This window comes from Mycobacterium sp. (assembly GCF_035640695.1).
GTDB lineage: Bacteria > Actinomycetota > Actinomycetes > Mycobacteriales > Mycobacteriaceae > Mycobacterium.
Map to the genome: position 1 here is coordinate 23,293 of NZ_DASQVQ010000147.1, position 21,269 is coordinate 44,561.

The window sequence follows — 21,269 nt, forward strand, 5'->3', positions numbered from 1 at the left end:
CCACTCCCAACCGCGCAAGCTCGCTAATGAGCCGTTCTAGCCACCGGTTCAATGCCTGCGATTATCGTTGTGACCTGGGTTGATGTGATTCTCAGAGTTGGCACGGTGCCACTGCGCTTCTTCGGCCCGATACCATGCAGTTGAACGAAGTGGCGGCGCGACACGCGGATGACATGCGGGCGACACGCGAGCGAGCACGCCACGGGGCCAGGAACGACACGTAGAACGACGCGTAAAGGACGGGCGGTGATATGGGCATCGTGCAGCGCATCGAGCGCAAGCTCGAGGTCACCGTCGGCGACGTCTTTGCGCGGGTGTTCGGCGGCGCCATCGTGCCGCAGGAAGTGGAGGCCGCGCTGCGGCGCGAGGCCGAAGAGGGCGTCCTGTCGCTCGAAGGAGGGCGCCAGCTTGCCCCCAACGACTACATTATTACGCTCAGCCAGCCCGACTACGACAAGGCCATGGCCGATCCGGACCTGACGTCAGATACTTTTGCCAAGCATCTCGAGCGGTTCATCCAGGACCAGGAATGGCAAACGTATGGTGAGGTGGTCGTCAGGTTCGAGCAGTCGCAGAAGCTGCACACCGGACAGTTTCGCGCGCGCGGCGCAGTGAATCCGGATGTCCAGCCGCGCTCGACGCCGCGACGACCCGCCCCACCACAGCAATATCAGGCGCTCAACGAATCAGGAGTACCGATGACCGACAACCCCAGTTATCGCGGCGGAGAGGGACCGGGGCGGCCCGCCGACGAATATTACGACGACCGCTACGGCCGTCCGCCAGAGGATCCGCGCGGCGGCCCGCCGCCGGAACCGCGCGGCGGCTATCCGGAACAAGGCGGCTACCCCGGCGGCGAACAGGGCGGGTACCCGCCTCAGTCCGAGCCGTCCTACCGGCCGCGTCCGAACTATCCGGATCAGGGCGGCTATCCCGACCAGGGCTATCCGCCGTCGTATGAGCAGCGCCCGCCGGCCGGCGGTGGCTACGGCGCGGGGCCCGGCGGACCGCCGCCGGCACCCGGGTACGACCAGGGTTACCGGCAGGGCCCCGGCGGCTACGGCCAGCAGCAGGGCTACGACTACGGCGACTACGGCCGCGGCGCTCCGCCGCCCGGACGCCACGAGGGCGGCGGTTATGGCCGTCCGGAGCCGCGACCCGGTTACGGCGACTACGAGCAGCAGGGCTACGGCGGCCAATCATACGGTCGGCCCGACTACGGCCAGCCCGACTACGGCCAGCCCGACTACGGCCGCTACGAGGGCGGTCCCGCCGGCGGCGCCGGTTACGCCGAGCCCCCTCCCGGTGGGGACTACGACTACGCCCAGGGTGGCTACGCCGGCGGTTACGCCCAGCCTGATTACGGCCAGCCCGACTACGGCGCCACCGGCGCGCAAACCGTCACCCTGCAGCTCGACGACGGCAGCGGCCGCACCTACCAATTGCGCGAAGGCGCAAACATCATCGGTCGCGGCCAGGATGCCCAATTCCGGCTGCCCGACACCGGTGTGTCACGGCGCCACCTCGAGATCCGGTGGGACGGTCAGGTGGCACTGCTGTCCGACCTGAACTCGACCAACGGCACCACGGTGAACAACGCGCCCGTTCAGGAATGGCAGCTGGCCGACGGCGACGTCATCCGGCTCGGGCACTCCGAGATCGTCGTCCGCGTTCACTGAGGTCAGGCCGGGGGAAGCTGTCGGCTTCGCCCTCGGTCGGATCACCGTCGAAGTATCGTGACGTTGCCGCGGGCAACCGATTTCATCCTGTGCCGTGGCCGCGACGAGAACGGGACGAGGATGGAGGGGCCGCCAGATGCAGGGTATAGTGCTGCAGCTGTCGCGTGCCGGGTTCCTGTTGCTGCTGTGGGTGTTCATTTGGTCCGTGCTGCGCATCTTGCGCACCGATATATATGCGCCCACTGGTGCGGTGATGGTCCGCCGCGGCCTGACCCTCCGCGGCTCGCTGCGGCCGAATCGCCAGGCCCGAAACACCGTGCGTCACCTGGTGGTGACGGACGGAGCCCTAGCCGGCACGCGCATCACGCTCGGTAGCCAACCCGTCCTCATCGGCCGCGCCGACGACTCCACGCTGGTGCTCACCGACGACTACGCCTCGACGCGGCACGCCAGGCTGTCGCCACGCGGTTCGGACTGGTATGTCGAGGACCTAGGATCGACCAACGGCACATATCTTGATAGGGCGAAGGTGACGACGGCGGTACGGGTTCCGATGGGCACGCCGGTTCGGATCGGCAAGACGGTGATCGAGTTGCGCCCGTGACGCTGGTCCTTCGCTACGCCGCTCGCAGCGACCGAGGTCTGGTACGTGCCAACAACGAAGACTCGGTCTATGCGGGCGCGCGGCTGCTGGCGCTCGCCGACGGGATGGGCGGGCACGCGGCCGGCGAAGTCGCGTCGCAGCTGGTCATCGCCGCACTGGCCCACCTCGACGACGACGAACCCGGCGGCGACCTGCTGAGCAAGCTCGACGCCGCCGTCCGCGAGGGCAACGCGGCGATCGCCGCCCACGTCGAACTTGATCCCGAGCTCGACGGCATGGGTACCACGTTGACCGCAATCCTGTTCGCGGGCAATCGACTTGGCTTGGTGCACATCGGCGACTCGCGCGGCTATCTACTGCGCGACGGTGAGCTCACTCAGATCACCAAGGACGACACGTTCGTCCAGACGCTGGTCGACGAGGGCCGCATCACCGCCGAAGAAGCCCACAGCCATCCGCAGCGCTCGCTGATCATGCGCGCGCTCACCGGCCACGAGGTCGAGCCCACGCTGATCATGCGCGAGGCCCGGGCCGGCGACCGCTACCTGCTGTGCTCGGACGGCTTGTCCGATCCGGTCAGCCAGGAGACCATCCAGGAAGCGCTGCAGATACCCGACGTTGCCGAAAGTGCCGACCGCCTCATCGAATTGGCGTTACGCGGCGGCGGGCCCGACAACGTCACGGTGGTGGTGGCCGACGTCGTCGACGTCGACTACGGCCAAACTCAGCCAATACTCGCCGGCGCCGTGTCCGGCTATGACGATCAGCTCGCCCCGCCCAACACCGCCGCCGGTCGTGCATCTGCCATCAATGCGCGCCGAGATACTCCCCAACGTGTTGCGCCGGAACCAGAAGCGCCGCCCCGACGAGCGCTGTCGAGGCGGCGCATCTTAATCGCGGCGGTGCTCTTGGTTCTGCTCGTGCTTGCTGGTGTGGCCGTCGGCCGGGCCATGATCCGCAGTAACTACTACGTCAGTGAGCATGCCGGCACCGTCGCGATCATGCGCGGCGTCCAGGGCTCCGTCCTCGGTTATACCCTCCATCAGCCCTATCTGCTCGGCTGCCTCAACGGCCGAAATGAGCTCTCGCTGATTAGCTTTGGCCAATCCCACGACCACCTGGACTGCCGGCCGTTCGCAGTCAACGACCTAAGGCAGTCGGAACGCGCCCAGGTCATCGCCGGTCTGCCGACCGGCAACCTGGACAATGCCATCGGGCAGATCCAGCAATTGGCGCGCGATTCGCTGCTGCCGGTCTGTGCCCCGCGTGCTCCAGCTCCGACGCCCACGCCCAGGCCTTCTATCCCCAATCCGCCGCCATCGAACCCCTCCCCGAATCCGCAGAATCCGGCGCCCAATCCGCCTAATCCGCCCAATCCGTCCGGACCTCCCCCACCGCCCGCATCACCCGATGCGGCGCCGCCCGAAGCCCCGCCGCCGCCCGAAGCCTCGCCGCCGCCCGAAGGGCCGCCTGCGCCGGCGCCACCACCCAGCCCGACCGTGACGGCGCTGCCCCCGCCACCGCCCCAGCCGGGCGTCAACTGCCGGGCGGCGGCATGAGCACACAACCCCAACCGGTGGTCGCCGTGACCCCGCCCCTGCCCAACCGCCGCAATGCCGAACTACTCCTGCTCGGGTTCGCCGCGGTCATCACCACGGTCGCGCTGATCATCGTCGAGGCCAACCAAGAGCAAGGGGTGCGCTGGGATTTGGCTCAGTACACCGTTGCGTATCTGGCCTTGTTTGCGAGCGCCCACCTGGCTATCCGGCGGTTCGCGCCCTACGCTGACCCGCTTCTGCTGCCTGTCGTCGCGCTGCTCAACGGGCTGGGCCTGGTGATGATCCACCGGCTCGACCTAACAGCGGGTCCGCTGGTGTCCGGCGGCTCGCACGGCCCGAGCGCCAACCAGCAAATGCTGTGGACTCTGCTTGGCGTCGTTGGATTTTCGCTCGTTGTCATCTTCTTGCGCGACCACCGGATTTTGGCCCGCTACGGGTACGTGTGCGGTGTGACCGGGCTGGTGCTGCTGGCCATACCCGCGATCCTGCCCCGGACGTTTTCCGAGCAGAACGGGGCGAAGATCTGGATTCGCGTGCCGGGCTTTACCATTCAGCCCGCGGAATTCTCCAAGATTCTTTTGCTGATCTTCTTCGCCGCGGTTCTGGTGGCCAAGCGTGGCGTGTTCACCAGCGCCGGCAAGCATGTCCTCGGCATGAACCTGCCGCGGCCCCGCGATCTGGCTCCGCTGCTGACCGCCTGGATCATCTCCGTCGGTGTCATGGTCTTCGAAAAAGACTTGGGCACTTCGCTTTTGCTCTACGCGTCATTTCTGGTGATGGTGTACATCGCGACCGAGCGGCTCAGCTGGGTGGTCATCGGGTTGGCGTTGTTCGCCGCGGGCAGCGTAGTCGCTTACTACATATTCGCCCACGTTCAAACCCGGGTGCAGACCTGGCTCGACCCGTTCGCCGACCCGGAGGGCAGCGGCTATCAAATCGTGCAGTCGCTGTTCTCCTTCGCCACCGGCGGAGTGTTCGGCACCGGCCTGGGTAACGGCCAACCCAACACCGTGCCCGCTGCGTCAACGGATTTCATCATCGCCGCAGTGGGCGAAGAGCTCGGTCTCGTCGGCTTGGCCGGGGTGCTGATGCTGTACACGATCGTGATCATTCGCGGCCTGCGCACCGCGATCGCCGTGCGTGACAGCTTCGGCAAGCTGCTCGCCGCCGGGCTGGCTTCCACGCTGGCGATCCAGTTGTTCATCGTCGTCGGCGGCGTCACGAAGTTGATCCCGCTGACCGGGTTGACCACGCCATGGATGTCGTACGGCGGATCGTCGCTGGTGGCCAACTACCTGCTGCTGGCCATCCTGGTGCGGATTTCGCACGCCGCCCGCCGCCCGATCGTGACCCGGCCGCGTCCGAAAACTCCGATCGCCGCCGCCGGCACGGAGGTGATTGAGCGGGTATGAACACCTCGCTGCGCCGCGTGTCGGTCACGATCATGGTGCTGATCGTGCTGCTGCTGCTCAACGCCACGCTGACCCAGGTGTTCACCGCCGACGGGCTGCGCTCGGATCCGCGCAACCAACGGGTGCTGCTCGACGAATACTCACGCCAGCGCGGGCAGGTCTCGGCCGGCGGCCAGTTGCTGGCGTACTCGGTGTCCACCAACGGCCGGTTCCGCTTCCTGCGGGTCTACCCGAACCCACTCACCTACGCGCCGATCACCGGCTTCTACTCGCTTCTGTATTCCAGCGCCGGACTGGAACGCGCCGAGGACTCGGTGCTCAACGGCTCCGACGAGCGCCTGTTCGGCCGCCGGTTGGCCGACTTCTTCACCGGCCGCGATCCGCGCGGCGGCAACGTGGACACCACGGTCAATCCCCAAGTGCAGCAAGCCGGTTGGGACGCGATGGCCCAGGGCTGCGGCGGTGGCCCGTGTAAGGGTGCGGTGGTGGCGCTGGAGCCGTCGACGGGCAAGATCCTGGCCATGATTTCCACGCCGTCGTATGACCCGAACCTGCTGGCATCACACGACGTCGACGACCAGGCCCATGCCTGGGCAGGGTTGCGCGACAACCCCAATACACCCTTGGTGAATCGCGCGATCGCCGAGACATATCCGCCGGGGTCGACGTTCAAGGTCATCACCACCGCCGCGGCACTGCAGGCCGGCGCGAACGAGGACGATCAGCTGACCGCTCAACCCAGCATCCAATTGCCCGATAGCACAGCAACTTTGCAGAACTTCGGCGCCAGCCCATGCGGAGGCGGTGCGACCGCATCGCTGCGTGAGGCGTTCGCCCGATCCTGCAACACCGCCTTCTTCCAGCTCGGCATCAAGACCGGCGCCGACGCGCTGCGCAGCGCCGCGACCGCGTTCGGGCTGGACATCCCACCCGGACCCATCCCGTTGCAGGTGGCCGAGTCCACGATCGGCGCCATCCCGGACGCGGCCGCGCTCGGCATGTCCAGCATCGGGCAGAAGGATGTCGCACTGACACCGTTGCAAAACGCGTTGGTGGCCGCCACCATCGCGAACGAAGGGGTAATGATGCAGCCCTACCTGGTCGATACCCTCAAGGGGCCCGACCTGGCCAATCTCAGTACCACGAGCCCAAGACAACAGCGCCGTGCGGTGTCGCAACAGATCGCCGCTAGGCTGACTGATCTGATGGTGGGTGCCGAACAGGTGACGCAACAGAAGGGGGCGATCCCGGGGGTGCAGATTGCGTCCAAGACCGGGACCGCCGAGCACGGCACCGACCCTCGCAATACCCCGCCGCACGCCTGGTACATCGCGTTCGCGCCAGCGAAGGCACCGAAGGTAGCGGTGGCGGTCTTGGTGGAAAACGGCGGCGACCGGCTGTCGGCCACCGGCGGGGCGCTGGCCGCCCCGATCGGCCGGGCCGTGATCGCCGCGGCGCTTCGGGAGGCATCATGAGCCCGCGCGTGGGTGTGATGCTGTCCGGCCGGTACCGGCTGCAGCGCCTCATCGCGACCGGCGGTATGGGCCAGGTCTGGGAGGCGGTGGACAGCCGCCTCGGCCGACGCGTCGCTGTCAAAGTGCTCAAGCAGGAGTTCTCCACCGACCCCGAATTTGTCGAGCGCTTTCGCGCCGAGGCGCGCACCGTCGCGATGCTCAACCACCCCGGCATAGCGACGGTGTACGACTACGGCGAAACCGACATGGACGGTGAGGGCCGCACCGCGTACCTGGTGATGGAACTGGTCAACGGTGAACCGCTGAACTCGGTGCTCAAGCGAACCGGGCGGCTCTCGCTGCGGCACTCGCTGGACATGCTCGAGCAGACCGGCCGGGCGCTGCAGGTCGCTCATAGCGCCGGTCTGGTGCACCGTGACGTCAAGCCCGGCAACATCCTGATCACCCCGACCGGCCAGGTGAAGCTCACCGACTTCGGCATCGCCAAGGCCGTCGACGCAGCGCCGGTGACGCAGACCGGAATGGTGATGGGCACCGCCCAGTACATCGCACCCGAGCAGGCACTGGGCCACGACGCGACCGCCGCCAGCGACGTCTATTCCTTGGGAGTCGTTGGTTACGAAGCCGTTTCGGGTAAACGCCCGTTCACCGGCGATGGTGCGCTGACCGTCGCGATGAAGCACATCAAGGAGGCACCGGCGCCGCTGCCCGCCGATCTGCCGCCGAACGTGCGCGAGCTCATCGAGATCACGCTGGTCAAAAATCCCGGCATGCGCTACCGCAGCGGCGGCGCGTTCGCCGACGCGGTGGCAGCCGTCCGGTCCGGCCGCAGGCCCCCGCGGCCCAATCAGGCGCCCACGATCAACCGCGCCACCCCGGCAGCCATCCCATCCGGGGCCCAGGCGCGGGCGGCCACCGAGCTCACCGCCCGAACGGGCGCGACGACCGCCGGCCGGCCGCGAACCGCCACCGGCCCGCATCGCCAGCCGCCGCCCCGGCGCACCTTCTCATCCGGTCAGCGTGCGCTGTTGTGGGCCGCCGGCGTGCTCGGCGCGCTGGCGATCGTCATCGCAGCCCTGATCGTGATCAACGCCCGCGACAAGGCCGACCGCCAGCAGCAGACGCCGCCGACCATCAGCGAGTCCGTCACCACACCGGCCCAGTCAGCGCCGCCGGCCTCGCCGCAGAATTGGACGCAACCGCGTGCCGCCGGTAATGGTGGAGATCGGATTGGGTATTCCCGATGGGCGCCGACGATGCTGCCCAGCCATTACGAGAACTTGCAATGACGACCCCACAGCACCTGTCCGACCGCTATGAGTTGGGCGAAATCTTGGGCTTCGGCGGCATGTCCGAGGTTCACCTCGCTCGTGATCTGCGGTTGCACCGCGACGTCGCGGTCAAGGTGCTGCGCGCCGATCTGGCCCGTGACCCCAGCTTTTATCTTCGGTTTCGCCGCGAAGCCCAGAACGCGGCCGCGCTGAACCACCCGGCGATCGTCGCGGTGTACGACACCGGCGAGGCGCAGACCGCGACCGGTCCGCTGCCCTACATCGTGATGGAGTACGTCGACGGCGTGACGCTGCGCGACATCGTCCAAAACGACGGCCCCATCCCACCCCGCAAAGCCATCGAGATCATTTCCGACGCGTGCCAGGCACTGAACTTCAGCCATCAGCACGGCATCATCCATCGTGACGTCAAGCCCGCCAACATCATGATCAGCCGCGCCGGCGCGGTGAAGGTGATGGATTTCGGCATCGCGCGGGCGATTGCCGACAGCGGCAACAGCGTCACGCAGACCGCCGCGGTAATCGGCACCGCGCAGTACCTCTCCCCCGAGCAAGCCCGCGGCGATTCGGTCGACGCGCGCTCCGATGTCTACTCGCTGGGCTGTGTCCTGTACGAAATCCTCACCGGCGAGCCACCTTTCGTTGGGGACTCACCGGTCGCGGTGGCGTATCAGCATGTGCGCGAAGACCCGGTGCCGCCGTCGCAGCGGCACGATGGTATTTCGCCCGACCTCGACGCCGTCGTACTCAAGGCGTTGGCAAAGAATCCGGACAATCGCTACCAAAGCGCCGCCGAGTTGCGGGCCGATTTGGTCAAGGTGCACAGCGGGCAGGCCCCGGATGCGCCTAAGGTGCTCACCGACGCCGAGCGCACCTCGCTGCTGTCGTCGCCTCCCGCACAACCCGCCGAGCAAACCGATCGACTCACGCGTCAGCAGCCCCCGTACCCCGACCGTGGCGGACGCGGCTCGATCGGGCGTTGGCTCATCGCGGTGGCCGTGCTGGCGATCCTGACGGTGGTCGTCACCGTGCTGATCAACATGGTCGGCGCGAGCCCGCGCGACGTGCAGGTGCCCGATGTGACCGGCCAGCCGTCCGCCGATGCGATCGCGGCCCTGCAGAACCGCGGCTTCAAGACCCGCACCCAGCAGAAGCCCAACTCGACGGTGCCGCCCGACCACATCATCAACACGGACCCAAAAGGCAATGACACCGTCGGCGCGGGCTCAGAGATCACGCTGAACGTGTCCACCGGCCCGGAGCAGCGCGAGGTACCCGACGTGTCGAACCTCAGCTACGCCGACGCTGTGCGCAAGCTCACCTCCGCCGGGTTCGGCAAGTTCAAGCAAACGTCGACGCCCTCGACGGCCGAACAGAAGGAAAAGGTGGTGGGTACCAGCCCGCCGGCCAACCAGACATCTGCGATCACCAACGAGATCACCATCCTCGTCGGCTCGGGACCGTCCACCAAGCCGGTGCCCGAGGTCGTCGGCCAGATGGTTGACCAGGCGCAAAAGAATCTCACCGTCTACGGGTTCAGTAAGTTCAGCCAGAATCCCATCGACAGTACTCAGCCGGTCGGCGCCGTACTCAGCACAAATCCGCCCGGCGGCACCGAGGCTCCGCTCGATGCGGTGATCGAGCTTCAAGTGTCGAAGGGCAACCAGTTCGTGATGCCGGACCTGACCGGCCTTTTCTGGCTCGACGCCGAGCCGCAGCTGCGGGCGCTGGGCTGGACCGGCGTTCTGGTCAAGGGCGCCGACGTGCCCGGCGGGGACGCTCAGCGCAACCGCGTGGTCTACCAGAGCCCGGCGGCGGGAACCGGCGTCAACCGGGATGGAAACATCACGCTGAAGTTCGGCTCGTAGCGCTGGTGGCCGCGGCCACCGCGTTGGCGACCTCGGTCTCCAGCCTCCGCACCAGCGCCTCGTCGGGCGCGGCTCCGCAGTCGGACAGCCAGTTGGCCAGCATCCGGTGCCCACCCTGGGTCAGGATCGACTCGGGGTGAAACTGCACACCATGGATCGGCAGCTCGACGTGCCGCACACCCATGATCACACCCGTGCGGGTCCGCGCGGTCACCTCCAGCTCGGGCGGCACGGTGTCGGGCAGGATCGTCAACGAGTGGTACCGGGTCGCCGTGAATGGATCCGGAAGCCCTTGCAGCACACCGCTGTTCCGGTGATATACGGTGCTGGTCTTGCCGTGCAGCAGCTCGGGTGCCCGGTCGACGGTCGCGCCGAACGCCACGCCGATCGCCTGATGGCCCAGGCACACGCCCAGCATCGGCGTGGCCGCAGCTGTGCAGGCCTTCACCAAGGGGATTGAGGCACCGGCGCGTTCGGGCGTGCCGGGACCGGGGCTCAGCAGGACTCCGTCGAACTCGGCGACCACGGCCGTGACGTCGTTCAAGCGGTCGTCGTCGTTTCGCCAGACAGCTGCGTCGACCCCCAGCTGGCCCAGGTACTGCACGAGGTTGAACACGAAGCTGTCGTAATTGTCGACGACGAGGACCTGCACCATGCCAGATTAACGCGTGGACGAGGCGGACCGGTTCATCCGACCGGGCCGGCGGCCTTGGCGTAATGCATGTGGATCGGTTCGGTGTAACCGACGATGTCTACCGGCGACCGCGGTTCCTCGGCGTAGCCCAAGCCGAATCGGACCACGTACTGCCGGTACAGCGTCACCAACGGCGCGGCCGCCAATGCCGCCTGCATGGCGCCCACGTCGCCGATCGCGGTGATCTTGTAGGGCGGACTGTAGGTGCGTCCGTTGAGCAGCAGCGTGTTGCCGACGCAGCGCGGCGCCGACGTCGCGATCAGCCGCTGATCCTGCATCTGGATGGCCTCGGCGCCGGCGCTCCACATCGCGTTGACGACGGCCTGAATGTCCTGCTGGTGGACGACCAGGTCGTCGGGGGACGCATCGCGGGGGAAGCGGCCGTTTGCGTCGCGCTGGGCGTCGGTGAGGGTGACCACGAGCCCGGGCCCGCGCACCGGGTCCAGGCCCGCCGCCGCGGCCAGCGGTGCCGCCTTGTCGTGCAGCGCCGCCACGGTCATGCGGCTGCCGACCGTGCCGTGCACCGAACCGATCTGATTGGCCAATGCGTCCCGTTGGGCGCTGAGCCGATCCACCGACTGCTGGGCCTCTCGGACCAGGTCGACCAACCGGGGCGCGTCGCTGCGCCGGATTTCTCCGCCACCGGAAACGCCATGCGTAGTGGCCAGCAAGGCGCCCGCGAGCAGGCAGACCAGGGGTACTCCGAATCGCCAGGCCGACCGCGACGTGCTCACGAACTGCGTTCCTTTCGTCGGCCTGCGTTAATCTCATACTTGCATCCGTTCCCTGCTCACCGAAGGTATCCATGCCCAAGTCGAAGGTTCGCAAGAAGAACGACTTCAGCATCAGGCCGGTCAGCCGGACGCCGGTGAAGGTCAAGTCGGGGCCGTCGAGCATCTGGTTCGTCGCGCTGTTCGTCGGATTGATGCTGATCGGACTGCTGTGGCTATTGGTTTATCAGCTCGCGGCCACCGGCTCGGGGGCGCCTGAGGCGTTGACATGGATGGCCAATCTGCAGGCGTGGAACTACGCGATCGCCTTTGCTTTCATGATCACCGGGTTGTTGCTGACGATGCGGTGGCGCTAACCGGTCACGGCCTGACGGTGTGTTCATCCGGACGTGTGTGGCGTTACCGAATTTGCAACCGGATCGTCACCCAATCACACCGATGTGATTCATCCCCATTGTTGATAGCACTTGTGGATAACTTCATTAGGTGTGGTAATCGGGCGTGGGTTAACCGTGCAGCAAACTGAATGGGCGCCCAAAACGGCGGCATTGATTGGTTGCGCTGCGCTCGGCATATTGTTGGCTGCAGCAGCTGTGACGCAGGTCACAGACGCGCCTGGGCGGTTACTCGCTGGTATCGCCGGGGTGGGTCTGCTGATATTTGCGGGCTTTTCGTATCGGGCGCGACCGCGACTGGCTATTACCCCCGACGGGCTGGTGGTACGCGGCTGGTGGAGAACCCATACCCTTCGCAAGCCCGACATCAAACTCATCCGCATCACCGAGTTCCGCCGCATCGGGCGGAAGGTCCGGCTGCTGGAGATCGATACCAACGACGATCAGCTACTGGTGCTCAGCCGGTGGGATCTTGGCGCAAACCCGCTGACCGTGCTCGATGCGTTAACCGAAGCGGGATACGCCGGTCGCCGAAATTCCGATTAGGTGATCGTTATCGCGTTGATGACCACCGGTTCCGTCGGCCGGTCGCGCGCGTCGGTGGCCGTGGCTGCGATCGTGTCGACAACCTTCTGCGACTCGGGGTCGATAACCTCACCGAAGATCGTGTGCTTTCGATTGAGATGCGGGGTCGGGCCGATGGTGATGAAGAACTGCGAGCCGTTCGTGCCGGGTCCGCGATTGGCCATCGCGAGCAGATACGGCCGGTCGAACTGCAACTCCGGGTGAAATTCGTCGCCGAACTCGTATCCGGGCCCGCCGGTGCCGGTGCCGGTGGGATCGCCACCCTGAATCATGAACCCGTCGATGACGCGGTGGAACACGGCGCCGTCGTAGAAGGGGCCGGATCGGCCCCCTGCGGCGTTTTGAGTGGTGTATTCCTTGGTGCCTTGTGCCAATCCAACGAAGTTGGCCACGGTTTTGGGCGCATGGTTTCCGAAAAGCGCGATCTTGATGTCGCCGCGGTTGGTGTGCAGCGTCGCCGTCGTGGTCTGGATTGGGCTCGTCACGCCATGCAGTCTGCCACGCCGTCCGGCCGCTTCGATCCCACCCCGCGCGGCTGGCGATAGGGTTAGGGCCGTGAGCGCAACAACGACAACGCGGCTAACGCCGAGACAGCGTCTGGCGCGTGGCTTGACCCACACCGCGGTGGGACCGGTGGACATCACCAGAGGCACGTTGGGACTAAGCGTTGGCGGCGTGCAGTCCGCGGTGCGCGGGCTGCGTCGGCGCTCCGAGAAGGGCCGATTGGCCAGTCGATGGGGCAAGGAGATCGGCAAGGAGATCGGCGAGGTGCAGGAGGCGCTCGGCAAGGAGATCGCGGCGGCGCAGCAGGTGGTCGCCGACTTGCCGCAGGCATTCGCCGAGGCGCGACATCCCAAGCGCCGCAGGCTTCCCTGGATCATCGTGGCCGGCGTCGCGACCATCGCGGCCGGCGGCGTCGCGTTCGCCATCATCCGGCGCTCATTGCAGCCGCCGCACCCGCGACCCGAGCCGTCGCCCCGGCCCCCCAGCGTGGACTTCGAGCCCAAGCCGTAACCGTCACGCTCGCCGCAACGAAACAGGTTGCTGGAACGGCTGTCCGACCGCGACAATCCTCGAACTGGTTCAGGAATCGCAGATGCCCCATCACCCCAGTGGGACATGAAGCCCGGGAGGGCGTTAGTTGAACTCGCTTTGGTGCACAGCGTCGCGAAGCCGTTGACCCGCGCAGTGGGCTAGCGGTCTACTCCGGCTAGCAGGTCTCCCTGCAGACACATAGCGTTAGGCTGCCTGCAGATGGCGGGCAACGGCCATCCGTTCCGTTGCCTCATGAGGGGGCCAAATGACCGCGGGGACCACGCTAGACATACCGGCGCTGGATAAGGCGCTCGATGACTTACATTCCGGAGCCGCCGACTGGGTGGCCCTGCCGCTGAACGAGAAGGTGGCGCTGCTTGAGGCGCTGCCACACAAGGTCCTTGACCTTGGCCCGCACATGGTGGCTGCGGCCGGTGAGGCCAAGGGCATCGCCCCGACCTCCCCATGGGTCGCTGAGGAGTGGACGACAGGTGTCTGGGTGTTCATCCAGGCCGTCAATGCGCATCTGCGCGTGCTCAGACGCATCCTTGCCGGAAAAGATCCGGTGACCGCCGAGGCGGTGCATACCAGGCCGGACGGCCAAGTCGTTGTCGACGTTTTCCCCGTCACCGGATACGACCGGCTGTTGCTCAACGGCTACAAGGCGCAGGTTTGGATTGAGCCGGGGGTCAGTGCCGACCAAACACTCAGCGACGCCGCCAAGATGTATCGCGGCAGCGGTGACAAGCCTGGAGTCTGCCTGGTTCTGGGCGCAGGCAACCTAGGTACGATTACAACGCTGGACATCATCGACCAGTTGTACGCACGGGGAAATGTCTGCGCGGTAAAGCTGAACGCCGTCAACGATTATCTCGGCCCCTTCTACGAGAACCTCTTCAGCGAGTTCGTGTCGCGTGGCTGGGTTCGCTTCGTGTACGGCGGCGCCGACGTCGGTGGCTACCTGGCGCGTCATCCCAAGGTCGACACCATCCACATGACCGGTTCAGCGGCCACATACGACGCGATCGTGTGGGGCACCGATGACCAGGCCGCCAGCCGCAAAGCCAACAACACGCCGATACTGGACAAGCCGATCACCGCCGAACTCGGCGGAGTCAGCCCGTTCATCGTGGTGCCCGGCGATTGGAGCCAGGCCGACATCAGGTTCCAGGCCGAACATATCGCCACAACCAAGCTCATCAACTGCGGCCACAACTGCAACGCGACACAGGTTCTGGTGGTATCCCAAGATTGGCCACTGGCCGACAAGCTCGTCGAACAGGTTTGCACGGTCATCCGCGACGCCGCGCCTCGCCCCACCTATTACCCATACTCGAAGGAAAGGACCGACCAAGCCTGTAATGGCATGCGCGGCGTCGAATTTCTCAGCAGCGACAGGAGCCGCGTCCTGATTCCGGATGTCGACCCCCGCAGTGAAGCCTCCATCCTCCAAGACGAGGTGTTCACCAGCGTCATCGGAGTCGTTCGTGTTCCCGGCAAGACACCACAGGAGTTCCTGCGCAACGCCGTTGAGTTCTGCAACGATGTTCTGCCCGGCAACCTCGGTGCGGTCATTGCCGTCGACCCCAAGACCCGCAAGCAGAACACGGCGGCTTTCGACGCGGCTATCGCCGGCCTGCGCTACGGGGCGATCGGCGTCAACGTATGGGTGGGCGTGGTCTTTGCGTTGGGCTATCCGCCCTGGGGCGCGTTTCCTGGCAATACTCCACAGCACATCGGTAGCGGCACGGGAGTGGTGCACAACGCCTTCTTGCTGTCGCGCCCCCAGAAGGCCGTCGTCGAGATCCCGTTCCGCCCAGCACCGCGCTCGATCTTCAACGGCGAGTTCACACTCTCGCCAAAGCCGGTTTTCTTCACCACCAACAAGACGGCCCAGACAACGGTCCGTCGACTCAGCAAATTCTTTGTCAAGCGCAACCCGATCGCGCTGCCTGGCATCTTTGTCTCCGCTCTGCGTGGCTGAACAGGCCTCGCGGCGCCGAAAACAAGCTCAACTTCGCGCCGAGCTACCCCCTTTTGTGGAGCCTAGGAGACTCGAACTCCCGACATCTGCCTTGCAAAGGCAGCGCTCTACCAACTGAGCTAAGGCCCCGCACCGAGATCAGCTCGGGTGATCGGCGGCCGCGTGCCACACCTCGACGTCGCGGCGTGACCGCCACACGACCACGATGACGGCGAGCACGGCAAGTATCAACGCCACCCTCATGGTGCAACCCTTCCGTGGGGCTAGGAGGACTCGAACCTCCGACCTCTTCGTTATCAGCGAAGCGCTCTAACCGCCTGAGCTATAGCCCCGTACGGGCACGCGACCGATGAGATTACCGCAATCCTAAGCCGCCGCCCAAACCCCGCACGGCGTCAATCCCGGTCGGCCAGAGTCACCTCGATACCGCCGACCAGATCGGTGGTGAGGTTGTAGATGAAGGCGCCGACGGTGGCCATCGCGGTCAGCAACACGATGTTGACGAGTCCGATCAGGGCCGCCCCGCCGAAGATCGTCCCGCTCGATACCAGTTCGGCGGCGCTACCGCCCTGAGCGGTCAACAGGTCGCCGACATTGCTGTTCAGCTTGCTCCACACGCCCATGCCGCCGAGCACCAGGTAAAGGAACGCCACGGCGACCATCCAGACGAAAAACAGCGCAACCGACAGCACCAGCGAAACCTTCAGCACGCTCCACGGATCGACGCGCCGGATCTGCATGGCGGCACGCACCGGCCCGCGCGGCCGAGCTCCGACCTGGATCCGGCTGGTGGGCGCCGACATCCGACCGGCGGGCCCGGGCGGCGGCTCGCCGCCCGGCCGATCGGTCATGGTCTTGCGCGGCGCCGGGGGGCGGGGCAGTGGCCCGGACAGGTCGGGCAGTTCGCTTTGATACGCCTCGGCGCGGGGCGACGGGGCGGGGCCGTCGGAGTCGACCGGCTTCGATGGCGCCGCCGGACCCGAAACGAAACGATTCACGCGGGCTTCCCGGGAGTCAATGCCGCCGGTGTGCGCGGCGTCCGGCGGGCGTCGCTTGCCCTGCCGCGCCCGCGCCGCGGGGCCGCGCTGCCACGGTGGCACGTCGCCGGGATCGGCCAGCGGGCCGGTGGTCGAGATCGGCCCGGTTGGCGTGGCACGCGACGGACCGGGCTTGGGGCGGTTGCCGTTCGCCGGGTCACCGGCTGCGGTATGCCCCGGGTCGTTCGGTGAACTCACCTACGGCTCCTTACCTGATCACGTCGAGTCGGGGTTCGTGTTGACCTCGTCGGTAGTGTCGGCTTCCTCGGCGTTGCGGGCAATCGCAACCAGTGTGTCGCCTTCGCCCAGGTTCATCAAACGAACCCCCTTGGTCTGGCGGCCGGCCTTGCGTACCTGCCGCGCCGCGGTGCGAATCACGCCGCCGCCGGACGTGATGGCATACAACTCCGTGTCGTCGTCGACCACCAACGCACCAACAAGCCTGCCACGGCGGCGGTCGTATTGGATCGTTAGTACCCCTTTACCGCCGCGGCCCTGCACCGGGTACTCCTCGATCGCGGTGCGCTTTGCGTACCCGCCCGAGGTGGCGACCAGCAGATACGTGCGCTCGCGGACCACGTTCAGCGACAACAATTGGTCGTCGGCGTTGAACCGCATGCCCTGCACGCCCGAGGTCGCCCGCCCCATCGGGCGGAGCGCCTCGTCGCTGGCATTGAACCGGATGGACTGACCGTTTGCCGAGACCAGCAGCAGGTCGTCGTCGGCCGAGCACAGCACCGCGCCCACCAATTCGTCGCCGTCCCGCAGGTTGATCGCAACGATGCCGCCGGAGCGATTCGAGTCGAAGTCGGTCAGCTTGGACTTCTTGACCAGGCCCTTGCGGGTCGCGAGCACCAGATACGGCGCGTCTTCGTAGCCGCGGATCTGGATGACCTGCGCGATACGCTCCTCGGGCTGGAACGCCAGCAGGTTCGCGACATGCTGGCCGCGCGCGGTGCGCGACGCCTCGGGCAGGTCGTATGCCTTCGCCCGGTAGACGCGGCCCTGGGTGGTGAAGAAGAGGATCCAGTCATGGGTCGAGCAGACGAAGAAGTGATTGACAATGTCGTCCTGCTTGAGCCCCGCGCCCTGGACGCCCTTGCCGCCCCGCTTCTGGCTGCGGTACAGGTCGGTCTTGGTGCGCTTCGCGTAGCCGGTCTCGGTGATCGTCACGACGACGTCCTCTCGGGCGATGAGGTCCTCGTCGGTCACCTCGCCGTCGGCGGCGACGATGCGGGTGCGCCGCTCGTCACCGTGCTTGTCGGCGATCTCCTTGAGCTCGTCGCGCACGATCGCGCGCTGCCGCTCCGGCTTGGCCAGAATGTCCTCGAGGTCGGCGATCTCGGCCTCGATCTTGGCGAGGTCGTCGACGATGCGTTGCCGTTCCAGCGCCGCCAGCCGCCGCAGCTGCATGTCGAGGATGGCCTGGGCCTGGATCTCGTCGATGTCCAGCAGCTCGATCAGGCCGACCCGGGCATCGTCGACGGTTTCCGACGCCCGGATCAGCGCTATCACTTCGTCGAGCGCGTCGAGCGCCTTGACCAGGCCGCGCAGGATGTGGGCGCGCTCGTTGGCCTTGCGCAGCCGGTAGCGGGTGCGGCGCACGATGACGTCGAGCTGGTGATCGACGTAGAACCGGATCAGCTGGTCAAGCCGGAGGGTGCGCGGAACTCCGTCGACGATCGCGAGCATGTTGGCGCCGAAGCTGGTCTGCAGCTGGGTGTGCTTGTAGAGGTTGTTCAGGACCACCTTCGCCACCGCATCGCGCTTGAGCTCGATGACGATGCGAATGCCGACCCGATCGCTGCCCTGGTCCTCTATGTTGGCGATCCCGTTGAGCTTGCCGTCGCGGACCTGCTCGGCGACCGAGGTGATGAAGTTGTCGTGGTTGACCTGGTAGGGCAGTTCGGTGATGACGAGCGCGGCGCGGCCCCGCGAGTCCTCCTCGACTTCCACCACGCCCCGCATCCGGATGGAGCCGCGGCCGGTGGTGTAGGCGTCGGTAATCCCCTGCGAGCCCACGATCAAGCCGGCGGTGGGGAAGTCGGGGCCCTTGACGCGCTTCATCACCGCCTTGAGGGTCTTCTCCTCGTCGGCGTCATGGTTCTCCAGGCACCAGAACACCGCGTCGGCAAGCTCGCGCAGGTTGTGCGGCGGGACATTCGTCGCCATACCGACGGCGATGCCCCCCGAGCCGTTGGCCAACAGGTTCGGGAACCGGCTGGGCAGCACGGTCGGTTCTTGCACCCGACCGTCATAGTTTGGAATGAAATCGACTGTCTCCTCGTCGATTTCCCGCAGCATCTCCATCGCCAGCGGCGTAAGCCGCGCCTCGGTGTACCGCATCGCGGCCGGCGGGTCGTTGCCGGGGGAGCCGAAGTTGCCCTGGCCGTCGACCAGCGGGTAGCGCAGCGACCACGGCTGCGCCATCCGCACCAACGTGTCGTAGATCGACGCGTCGCCGTGCGGGTGGTAGTTGCCCATGGTCTCCGCCACCGAGCGTGCCGATTTCGCGTGGCTGCGGTCCGGCCGGAACCCCGAGTCGAACATCGCGTACAGCACCCGGCGATGCACCGGCTTGAGCCCGTCGCGCACCTCGGGCAGCGCGCGGCCCACGATCACGCTCATCGCGTAATCGATGTAGCTGCGCTGCATCTCCTGTTGGATGTCGACGGGCTCGACGCGATCGAGCGAGTCGTCGCCTGGTGGCAGCGTCGTATCAGTCATGCAATCCTCGTCTTGTTAAACGTCGGGCCTAAACATCGGCCCTAAACATCCAGGAAGCGAACGTCTTTCGCGTTGCGCGTGATGAAGCTGCGGCGGGCGTCGACGTCTTCGCCCATCAACACCGAGAACAGTTCGTCGGCAGCGGCGGCGTCGTCGAGCGTGACCTGTCGCAGTACCCGCACCGACGGGTCCATGGTGGTCTCCCACAGCTCCTTGGCGTCCATCTCTCCGAGGCCCTTGTAGCGCTGAATGCCGTCATCCTTGTTGATCTTCTTTCCGGCCTTCAGCCCGGCCTCGAGCAGGCCATCGCGCTCGCGGTCGGAGTAGGCGAACTCGGGATCGCTGCGCTGCCACTTCAACTTGTACAGCGGCGGCTGCGCCAAGAACACGTGCCCGTTCTCGATCAGCGGCTTCATGAACCGAAACAGCAGCGTCAGCAGCAGCGTGGAGATGTGCTGGCCGTCGACGTCGGCGTCGGCCATCAGCACGATCTTGTGATAGCGCAACTTGGAGAGGTCGAACTCGTCGTGGATGCCGGTGCCGAGCGCGGTGATGATCGACTGCACCTCGTTGTTCTTCAGGACCCGGTCGATGCGCGCCTTCTCGACATTGATGATCTTGCCGCGCAGCGGCAGGATCGCTTGGAACATCGAGTCGCGGCCGCTCTTGGCCGAGCCCCCGGCCGAATCACCTTCCACCACATACAGTTCCGACTTGCGCGGATCGGTGGACCGGCAGTCGGCCAACTTGCCGGGCAGCCCGCCGATGTCTGTCGCGCTCTTGCGGCGCACCAACTCGCGGGCCTTCCGCGCGGCAATACGGGCCTGCGCCGAGGACACCGCCTTGTTCACAACGACTTTGGCGTCCGCTGGATTGGATTCGAACCAGTGCGTCAGCTGCTCATTGCAGACCCGTTGGACGAACGACTTCACTTCGGTGTTGCCGAGCTTGGTTTTGGTCTGGCCCTCGAACTGCGGCTCGGCCACCTTCACCGAGATCACTGCGGCCAATCCCTCGCGGATGTCGTCGCCGGTCAGGTTCGGGTCCTTGTCCTTGAGCAGCTTGCGGTCCTTGGCGTACTTGTTCACCACGCTGGTCAGCGCGGCCCGGAAGCCTTCCTCGTGCGTGCCGCCCTCGTGGGTGTTGATCGTGTTGGCGAAGGTGTGCACCGACTCCGAGTAGCCGGCGTTCCACTGCATCGCGACCTCGGCCTCGTGGCCGGGCCCCTTGCCCTGGAAGTCGACCACGCTGTTGTGGATCGGTTGCTTTGTCCGGTTGATGTGCTTGACGAAGTCGACCAGACCCCCGGGGTAGCGGAATTCGCGGCGCCTGACCTTGTGCTGTGCAGCCGCCTCTTCGGCCGCTCTTTCTTGGGCCGACTTCGGGGCCTCGGCGGTGTCGCTGACAACCTCGTCGACCACCTCTTCGGCGCTCGCGCGCTCATCGGTCAGCGTGATGGTCAGCCCCTTGTTCAGGAACGCCATCTCCTGCAGTCGGCGGGCCACGGTTTCGAAGTCATAGGCGGTGGTCTCGAACACCGTCGGGTCGGCCCAAAACCGCACCGTCGTCCCGGTCTTCTTGGTCTTCTCGCCCTGCTTCAGCGTGCCGGGCACCGAATGGTCGTAGTACTGAAACCATTCGTAGCCGTCACGCCATATCTCCACCTCCAACCGCCTCGACAGCGCATTCACCACCGACACACCGACCCCGTGCAACCCGCCCGACACCGCGTAGGACTCGGAGTCGAACTTCCCGCCGGCGTGCAGCTGGGTCATCACCACGTCGACGGTCGGAACACCCGAGGCGTGGGTTGCCACCGGGATGCCGCGGCCGTCGTCGGTAACCTCGACGCCGCCGTCTTCGAGCAGCCGCACGTCGACGCGGGTCGCGCAGCCCGCCATGGCCTCGTCAACAGAGTTGTCCACGACCTCCCAGATCAGGTGGTGCAGTCCCCGCTCCCCCGTCGAGCCGATATACATGCCGGGCCGTTTGCGGACAGCCTCCAACCCTTCGAGAATTGTGATGGACTGGGCGTCGTACTCCGGTTGTGCTTTCTTTTTCGGCGCAGCCACGGTCGACGGTCTCCTTGGGGGTCACATACGAGCGGTGGCGGTCACCGCGTGAACGTCTGCGACCAGTCTACCGTCAAGTAGCGTCGGCACCGATTCTGAGGCGGCGTTTCTACGCACCTG

The 21,269-nt window shown here is 66.2% G+C and carries 17 protein-coding genes and 2 tRNA genes; 11 read left to right on the forward strand and 8 right to left on the reverse strand.

The window, feature by feature from the left end:
• The first annotated feature begins 251 nt into the window (after nucleotides 1-251).
• The 7 genes from VE759_RS17430 (at nucleotide 252) to pknB (ending at nucleotide 9,889) form a co-directional block, all read left to right on the forward strand.
• Nucleotides 252-1,679: a DUF3662 and FHA domain-containing protein gene (locus VE759_RS17430; protein WP_324934706.1), complete on the forward strand. Its 1,428-nt coding sequence runs from the start codon at nucleotides 252-254 to the stop codon at nucleotides 1,677-1,679.
• A 136-nt stretch (nucleotides 1,680-1,815) separates the two neighbouring features.
• Nucleotides 1,816-2,283 (forward strand): FHA domain-containing protein FhaB/FipA, encoded by a 468-nt coding sequence (locus VE759_RS17435; RefSeq protein WP_324934708.1) that lies wholly within the window; start codon nucleotides 1,816-1,818, stop codon nucleotides 2,281-2,283.
• Nucleotides 2,280-3,842, forward strand: a complete 1,563-nt coding sequence (locus tag VE759_RS17440) for a PP2C family protein-serine/threonine phosphatase (protein WP_324934710.1) — start codon at nucleotides 2,280-2,282, stop codon at nucleotides 3,840-3,842. Before VE759_RS17435 ends, VE759_RS17440 begins: the two co-directional genes overlap by 4 nt.
• Nucleotides 3,839-5,254 (forward strand): FtsW/RodA/SpoVE family cell cycle protein, encoded by a 1,416-nt coding sequence (locus VE759_RS17445; RefSeq protein WP_324934712.1) that lies wholly within the window; start codon nucleotides 3,839-3,841, stop codon nucleotides 5,252-5,254. The genes VE759_RS17440 and VE759_RS17445 overlap by 4 nt, the downstream gene beginning before the upstream one ends.
• Nucleotides 5,251-6,729 (forward strand): D,D-transpeptidase PbpA, encoded by a 1,479-nt coding sequence (gene pbpA / locus VE759_RS17450; RefSeq protein WP_324934714.1) that lies wholly within the window; start codon nucleotides 5,251-5,253, stop codon nucleotides 6,727-6,729. Before VE759_RS17445 ends, pbpA begins: the two co-directional genes overlap by 4 nt.
• On the forward strand, nucleotides 6,726-8,018 hold the full coding sequence (locus VE759_RS17455) for a protein kinase domain-containing protein (RefSeq protein ID WP_324934716.1): 1,293 nt from the start codon (nucleotides 6,726-6,728) through the stop codon (nucleotides 8,016-8,018). The genes pbpA and VE759_RS17455 overlap by 4 nt, the downstream gene beginning before the upstream one ends.
• The gene (gene pknB / locus VE759_RS17460) at nucleotides 8,015-9,889 is read left to right on the forward strand and encodes a Stk1 family PASTA domain-containing Ser/Thr kinase (protein WP_324934718.1); all 1,875 of its coding nucleotides are present in this window, start codon (nucleotides 8,015-8,017) and stop codon (nucleotides 9,887-9,889) included. Before VE759_RS17455 ends, pknB begins: the two co-directional genes overlap by 4 nt.
• On the opposite strand, the gene VE759_RS17465 is transcribed toward pknB, so the two are convergent.
• Together VE759_RS17465 and VE759_RS17470 are read right to left on the reverse strand one after the other, a co-directional pair.
• A complete protein-coding gene (locus tag VE759_RS17465) occupies nucleotides 9,867-10,541 on the reverse strand; it encodes an aminodeoxychorismate/anthranilate synthase component II (RefSeq protein ID WP_324934720.1) in 675 nt (224 codons plus the stop codon). The genes pknB and VE759_RS17465 overlap by 23 nt on opposite strands.
• 35 nt (nucleotides 10,542-10,576) lie before the next feature.
• Nucleotides 10,577-11,317 carry a DUF881 domain-containing protein gene (locus VE759_RS17470; protein ID WP_324934722.1) on the reverse strand — a complete coding sequence of 247 codons (741 nt, stop codon included), beginning with the start codon at nucleotides 11,315-11,317 and terminating at the stop codon, nucleotides 10,577-10,579.
• 71 nt (nucleotides 11,318-11,388) lie between these two features.
• On the opposite strand from VE759_RS17470, the gene crgA reads away from it, so the two are divergent.
• Both crgA and VE759_RS17480 read left to right on the forward strand, forming a co-directional pair.
• Nucleotides 11,389-11,670 (forward strand): cell division protein CrgA, encoded by a 282-nt coding sequence (crgA, locus tag VE759_RS17475; protein WP_324934725.1) that lies wholly within the window; start codon nucleotides 11,389-11,391, stop codon nucleotides 11,668-11,670.
• Nucleotides 11,671-11,826: 156 nt separating this feature from the next.
• The gene (locus tag VE759_RS17480; protein ID WP_324934819.1) at nucleotides 11,827-12,255 is read left to right on the forward strand and encodes a PH domain-containing protein; all 429 of its coding nucleotides are present in this window, start codon (nucleotides 11,827-11,829) and stop codon (nucleotides 12,253-12,255) included.
• On the opposite strand, the gene VE759_RS17485 is transcribed toward VE759_RS17480, so the two are convergent.
• Nucleotides 12,252-12,779, reverse strand: a complete 528-nt coding sequence (locus VE759_RS17485) for a peptidylprolyl isomerase (protein ID WP_324934727.1) — start codon at nucleotides 12,777-12,779, stop codon at nucleotides 12,252-12,254. The two genes, VE759_RS17480 and VE759_RS17485, sit on opposite strands and share 4 nt — an antisense overlap.
• A 70-nt stretch (nucleotides 12,780-12,849) precedes the next feature.
• On the opposite strand from VE759_RS17485, the gene cwsA reads away from it, so the two are divergent.
• Both cwsA and VE759_RS17495 read left to right on the forward strand, forming a co-directional pair.
• Nucleotides 12,850-13,308 (forward strand): cell wall synthesis protein CwsA, encoded by a 459-nt coding sequence (gene cwsA, locus VE759_RS17490; protein WP_324934728.1) that lies wholly within the window; start codon nucleotides 12,850-12,852, stop codon nucleotides 13,306-13,308.
• A gap of 286 nt (nucleotides 13,309-13,594) precedes the next feature.
• Nucleotides 13,595-15,313: an aldehyde dehydrogenase family protein gene (locus tag VE759_RS17495; RefSeq protein WP_324934731.1), complete on the forward strand. Its 1,719-nt coding sequence runs from the start codon at nucleotides 13,595-13,597 to the stop codon at nucleotides 15,311-15,313.
• Between the two features lie 56 nt (nucleotides 15,314-15,369).
• Here the strand turns inward: VE759_RS17495 and VE759_RS17500 are convergent.
• The 5 genes from VE759_RS17500 to gyrB all read right to left on the reverse strand — a co-directional run bounded on the left by VE759_RS17500 (nucleotide 15,370) and on the right by gyrB (nucleotide 21,149).
• A tRNA-Ala gene (locus VE759_RS17500) sits at nucleotides 15,370-15,442 on the reverse strand.
• Nucleotides 15,443-15,571: 129 nt separating this feature from the next.
• A tRNA-Ile gene (locus tag VE759_RS17505) sits at nucleotides 15,572-15,645 on the reverse strand.
• A 63-nt stretch (nucleotides 15,646-15,708) separates the two neighbouring features.
• The gene (locus VE759_RS17510) at nucleotides 15,709-16,548 is read right to left on the reverse strand and encodes a DUF3566 domain-containing protein (protein WP_324934734.1); all 840 of its coding nucleotides are present in this window, start codon (nucleotides 16,546-16,548) and stop codon (nucleotides 15,709-15,711) included.
• Nucleotides 16,549-16,566: 18 nt separating this feature from the next.
• The gene (gyrA, locus tag VE759_RS17515; protein ID WP_324934736.1) at nucleotides 16,567-19,077 is read right to left on the reverse strand and encodes a DNA gyrase subunit A; all 2,511 of its coding nucleotides are present in this window, start codon (nucleotides 19,075-19,077) and stop codon (nucleotides 16,567-16,569) included.
• A 41-nt stretch (nucleotides 19,078-19,118) separates the two neighbouring features.
• Nucleotides 19,119-21,149 carry a DNA topoisomerase (ATP-hydrolyzing) subunit B gene (gene gyrB, locus VE759_RS17520; RefSeq protein WP_324934739.1) on the reverse strand — a complete coding sequence of 677 codons (2,031 nt, stop codon included), beginning with the start codon at nucleotides 21,147-21,149 and terminating at the stop codon, nucleotides 19,119-19,121.
• Nucleotides 21,150-21,269: the final 120 nt, after the last annotated feature.

Excerpts from the sequence above, each read along its gene's own strand:
- VE759_RS17435 (WP_324934708.1), top strand. The coding sequence starts at position 1,816 with ATGCAGGGTATAGTGCTGCAGCTGTCGCGTGCCGGGTTCCTGTTGCTG.
- VE759_RS17430 (WP_324934706.1), top strand. The coding sequence starts at position 252 with ATGGGCATCGTGCAGCGCATCGAGCGCAAGCTCGAGGTCACCGTCGGC.
- pbpA (WP_324934714.1), top strand. The coding sequence starts at position 5,251 with ATGAACACCTCGCTGCGCCGCGTGTCGGTCACGATCATGGTGCTGATC.
- VE759_RS17445 (WP_324934712.1), top strand. The coding sequence starts at position 3,839 with ATGAGCACACAACCCCAACCGGTGGTCGCCGTGACCCCGCCCCTGCCC.
- gyrA (WP_324934736.1), bottom strand. The coding sequence starts at position 19,077 with ATGACTGATACGACGCTGCCACCAGGCGACGACTCGCTCGATCGCGTC.
- VE759_RS17495 (WP_324934731.1), top strand. The coding sequence starts at position 13,595 with ATGACCGCGGGGACCACGCTAGACATACCGGCGCTGGATAAGGCGCTC.
- pknB (WP_324934718.1), top strand. The coding sequence starts at position 8,015 with ATGACGACCCCACAGCACCTGTCCGACCGCTATGAGTTGGGCGAAATC.
- crgA (WP_324934725.1), top strand. The coding sequence starts at position 11,389 with ATGCCCAAGTCGAAGGTTCGCAAGAAGAACGACTTCAGCATCAGGCCG.
- VE759_RS17455 (WP_324934716.1), top strand. The coding sequence starts at position 6,726 with ATGAGCCCGCGCGTGGGTGTGATGCTGTCCGGCCGGTACCGGCTGCAG.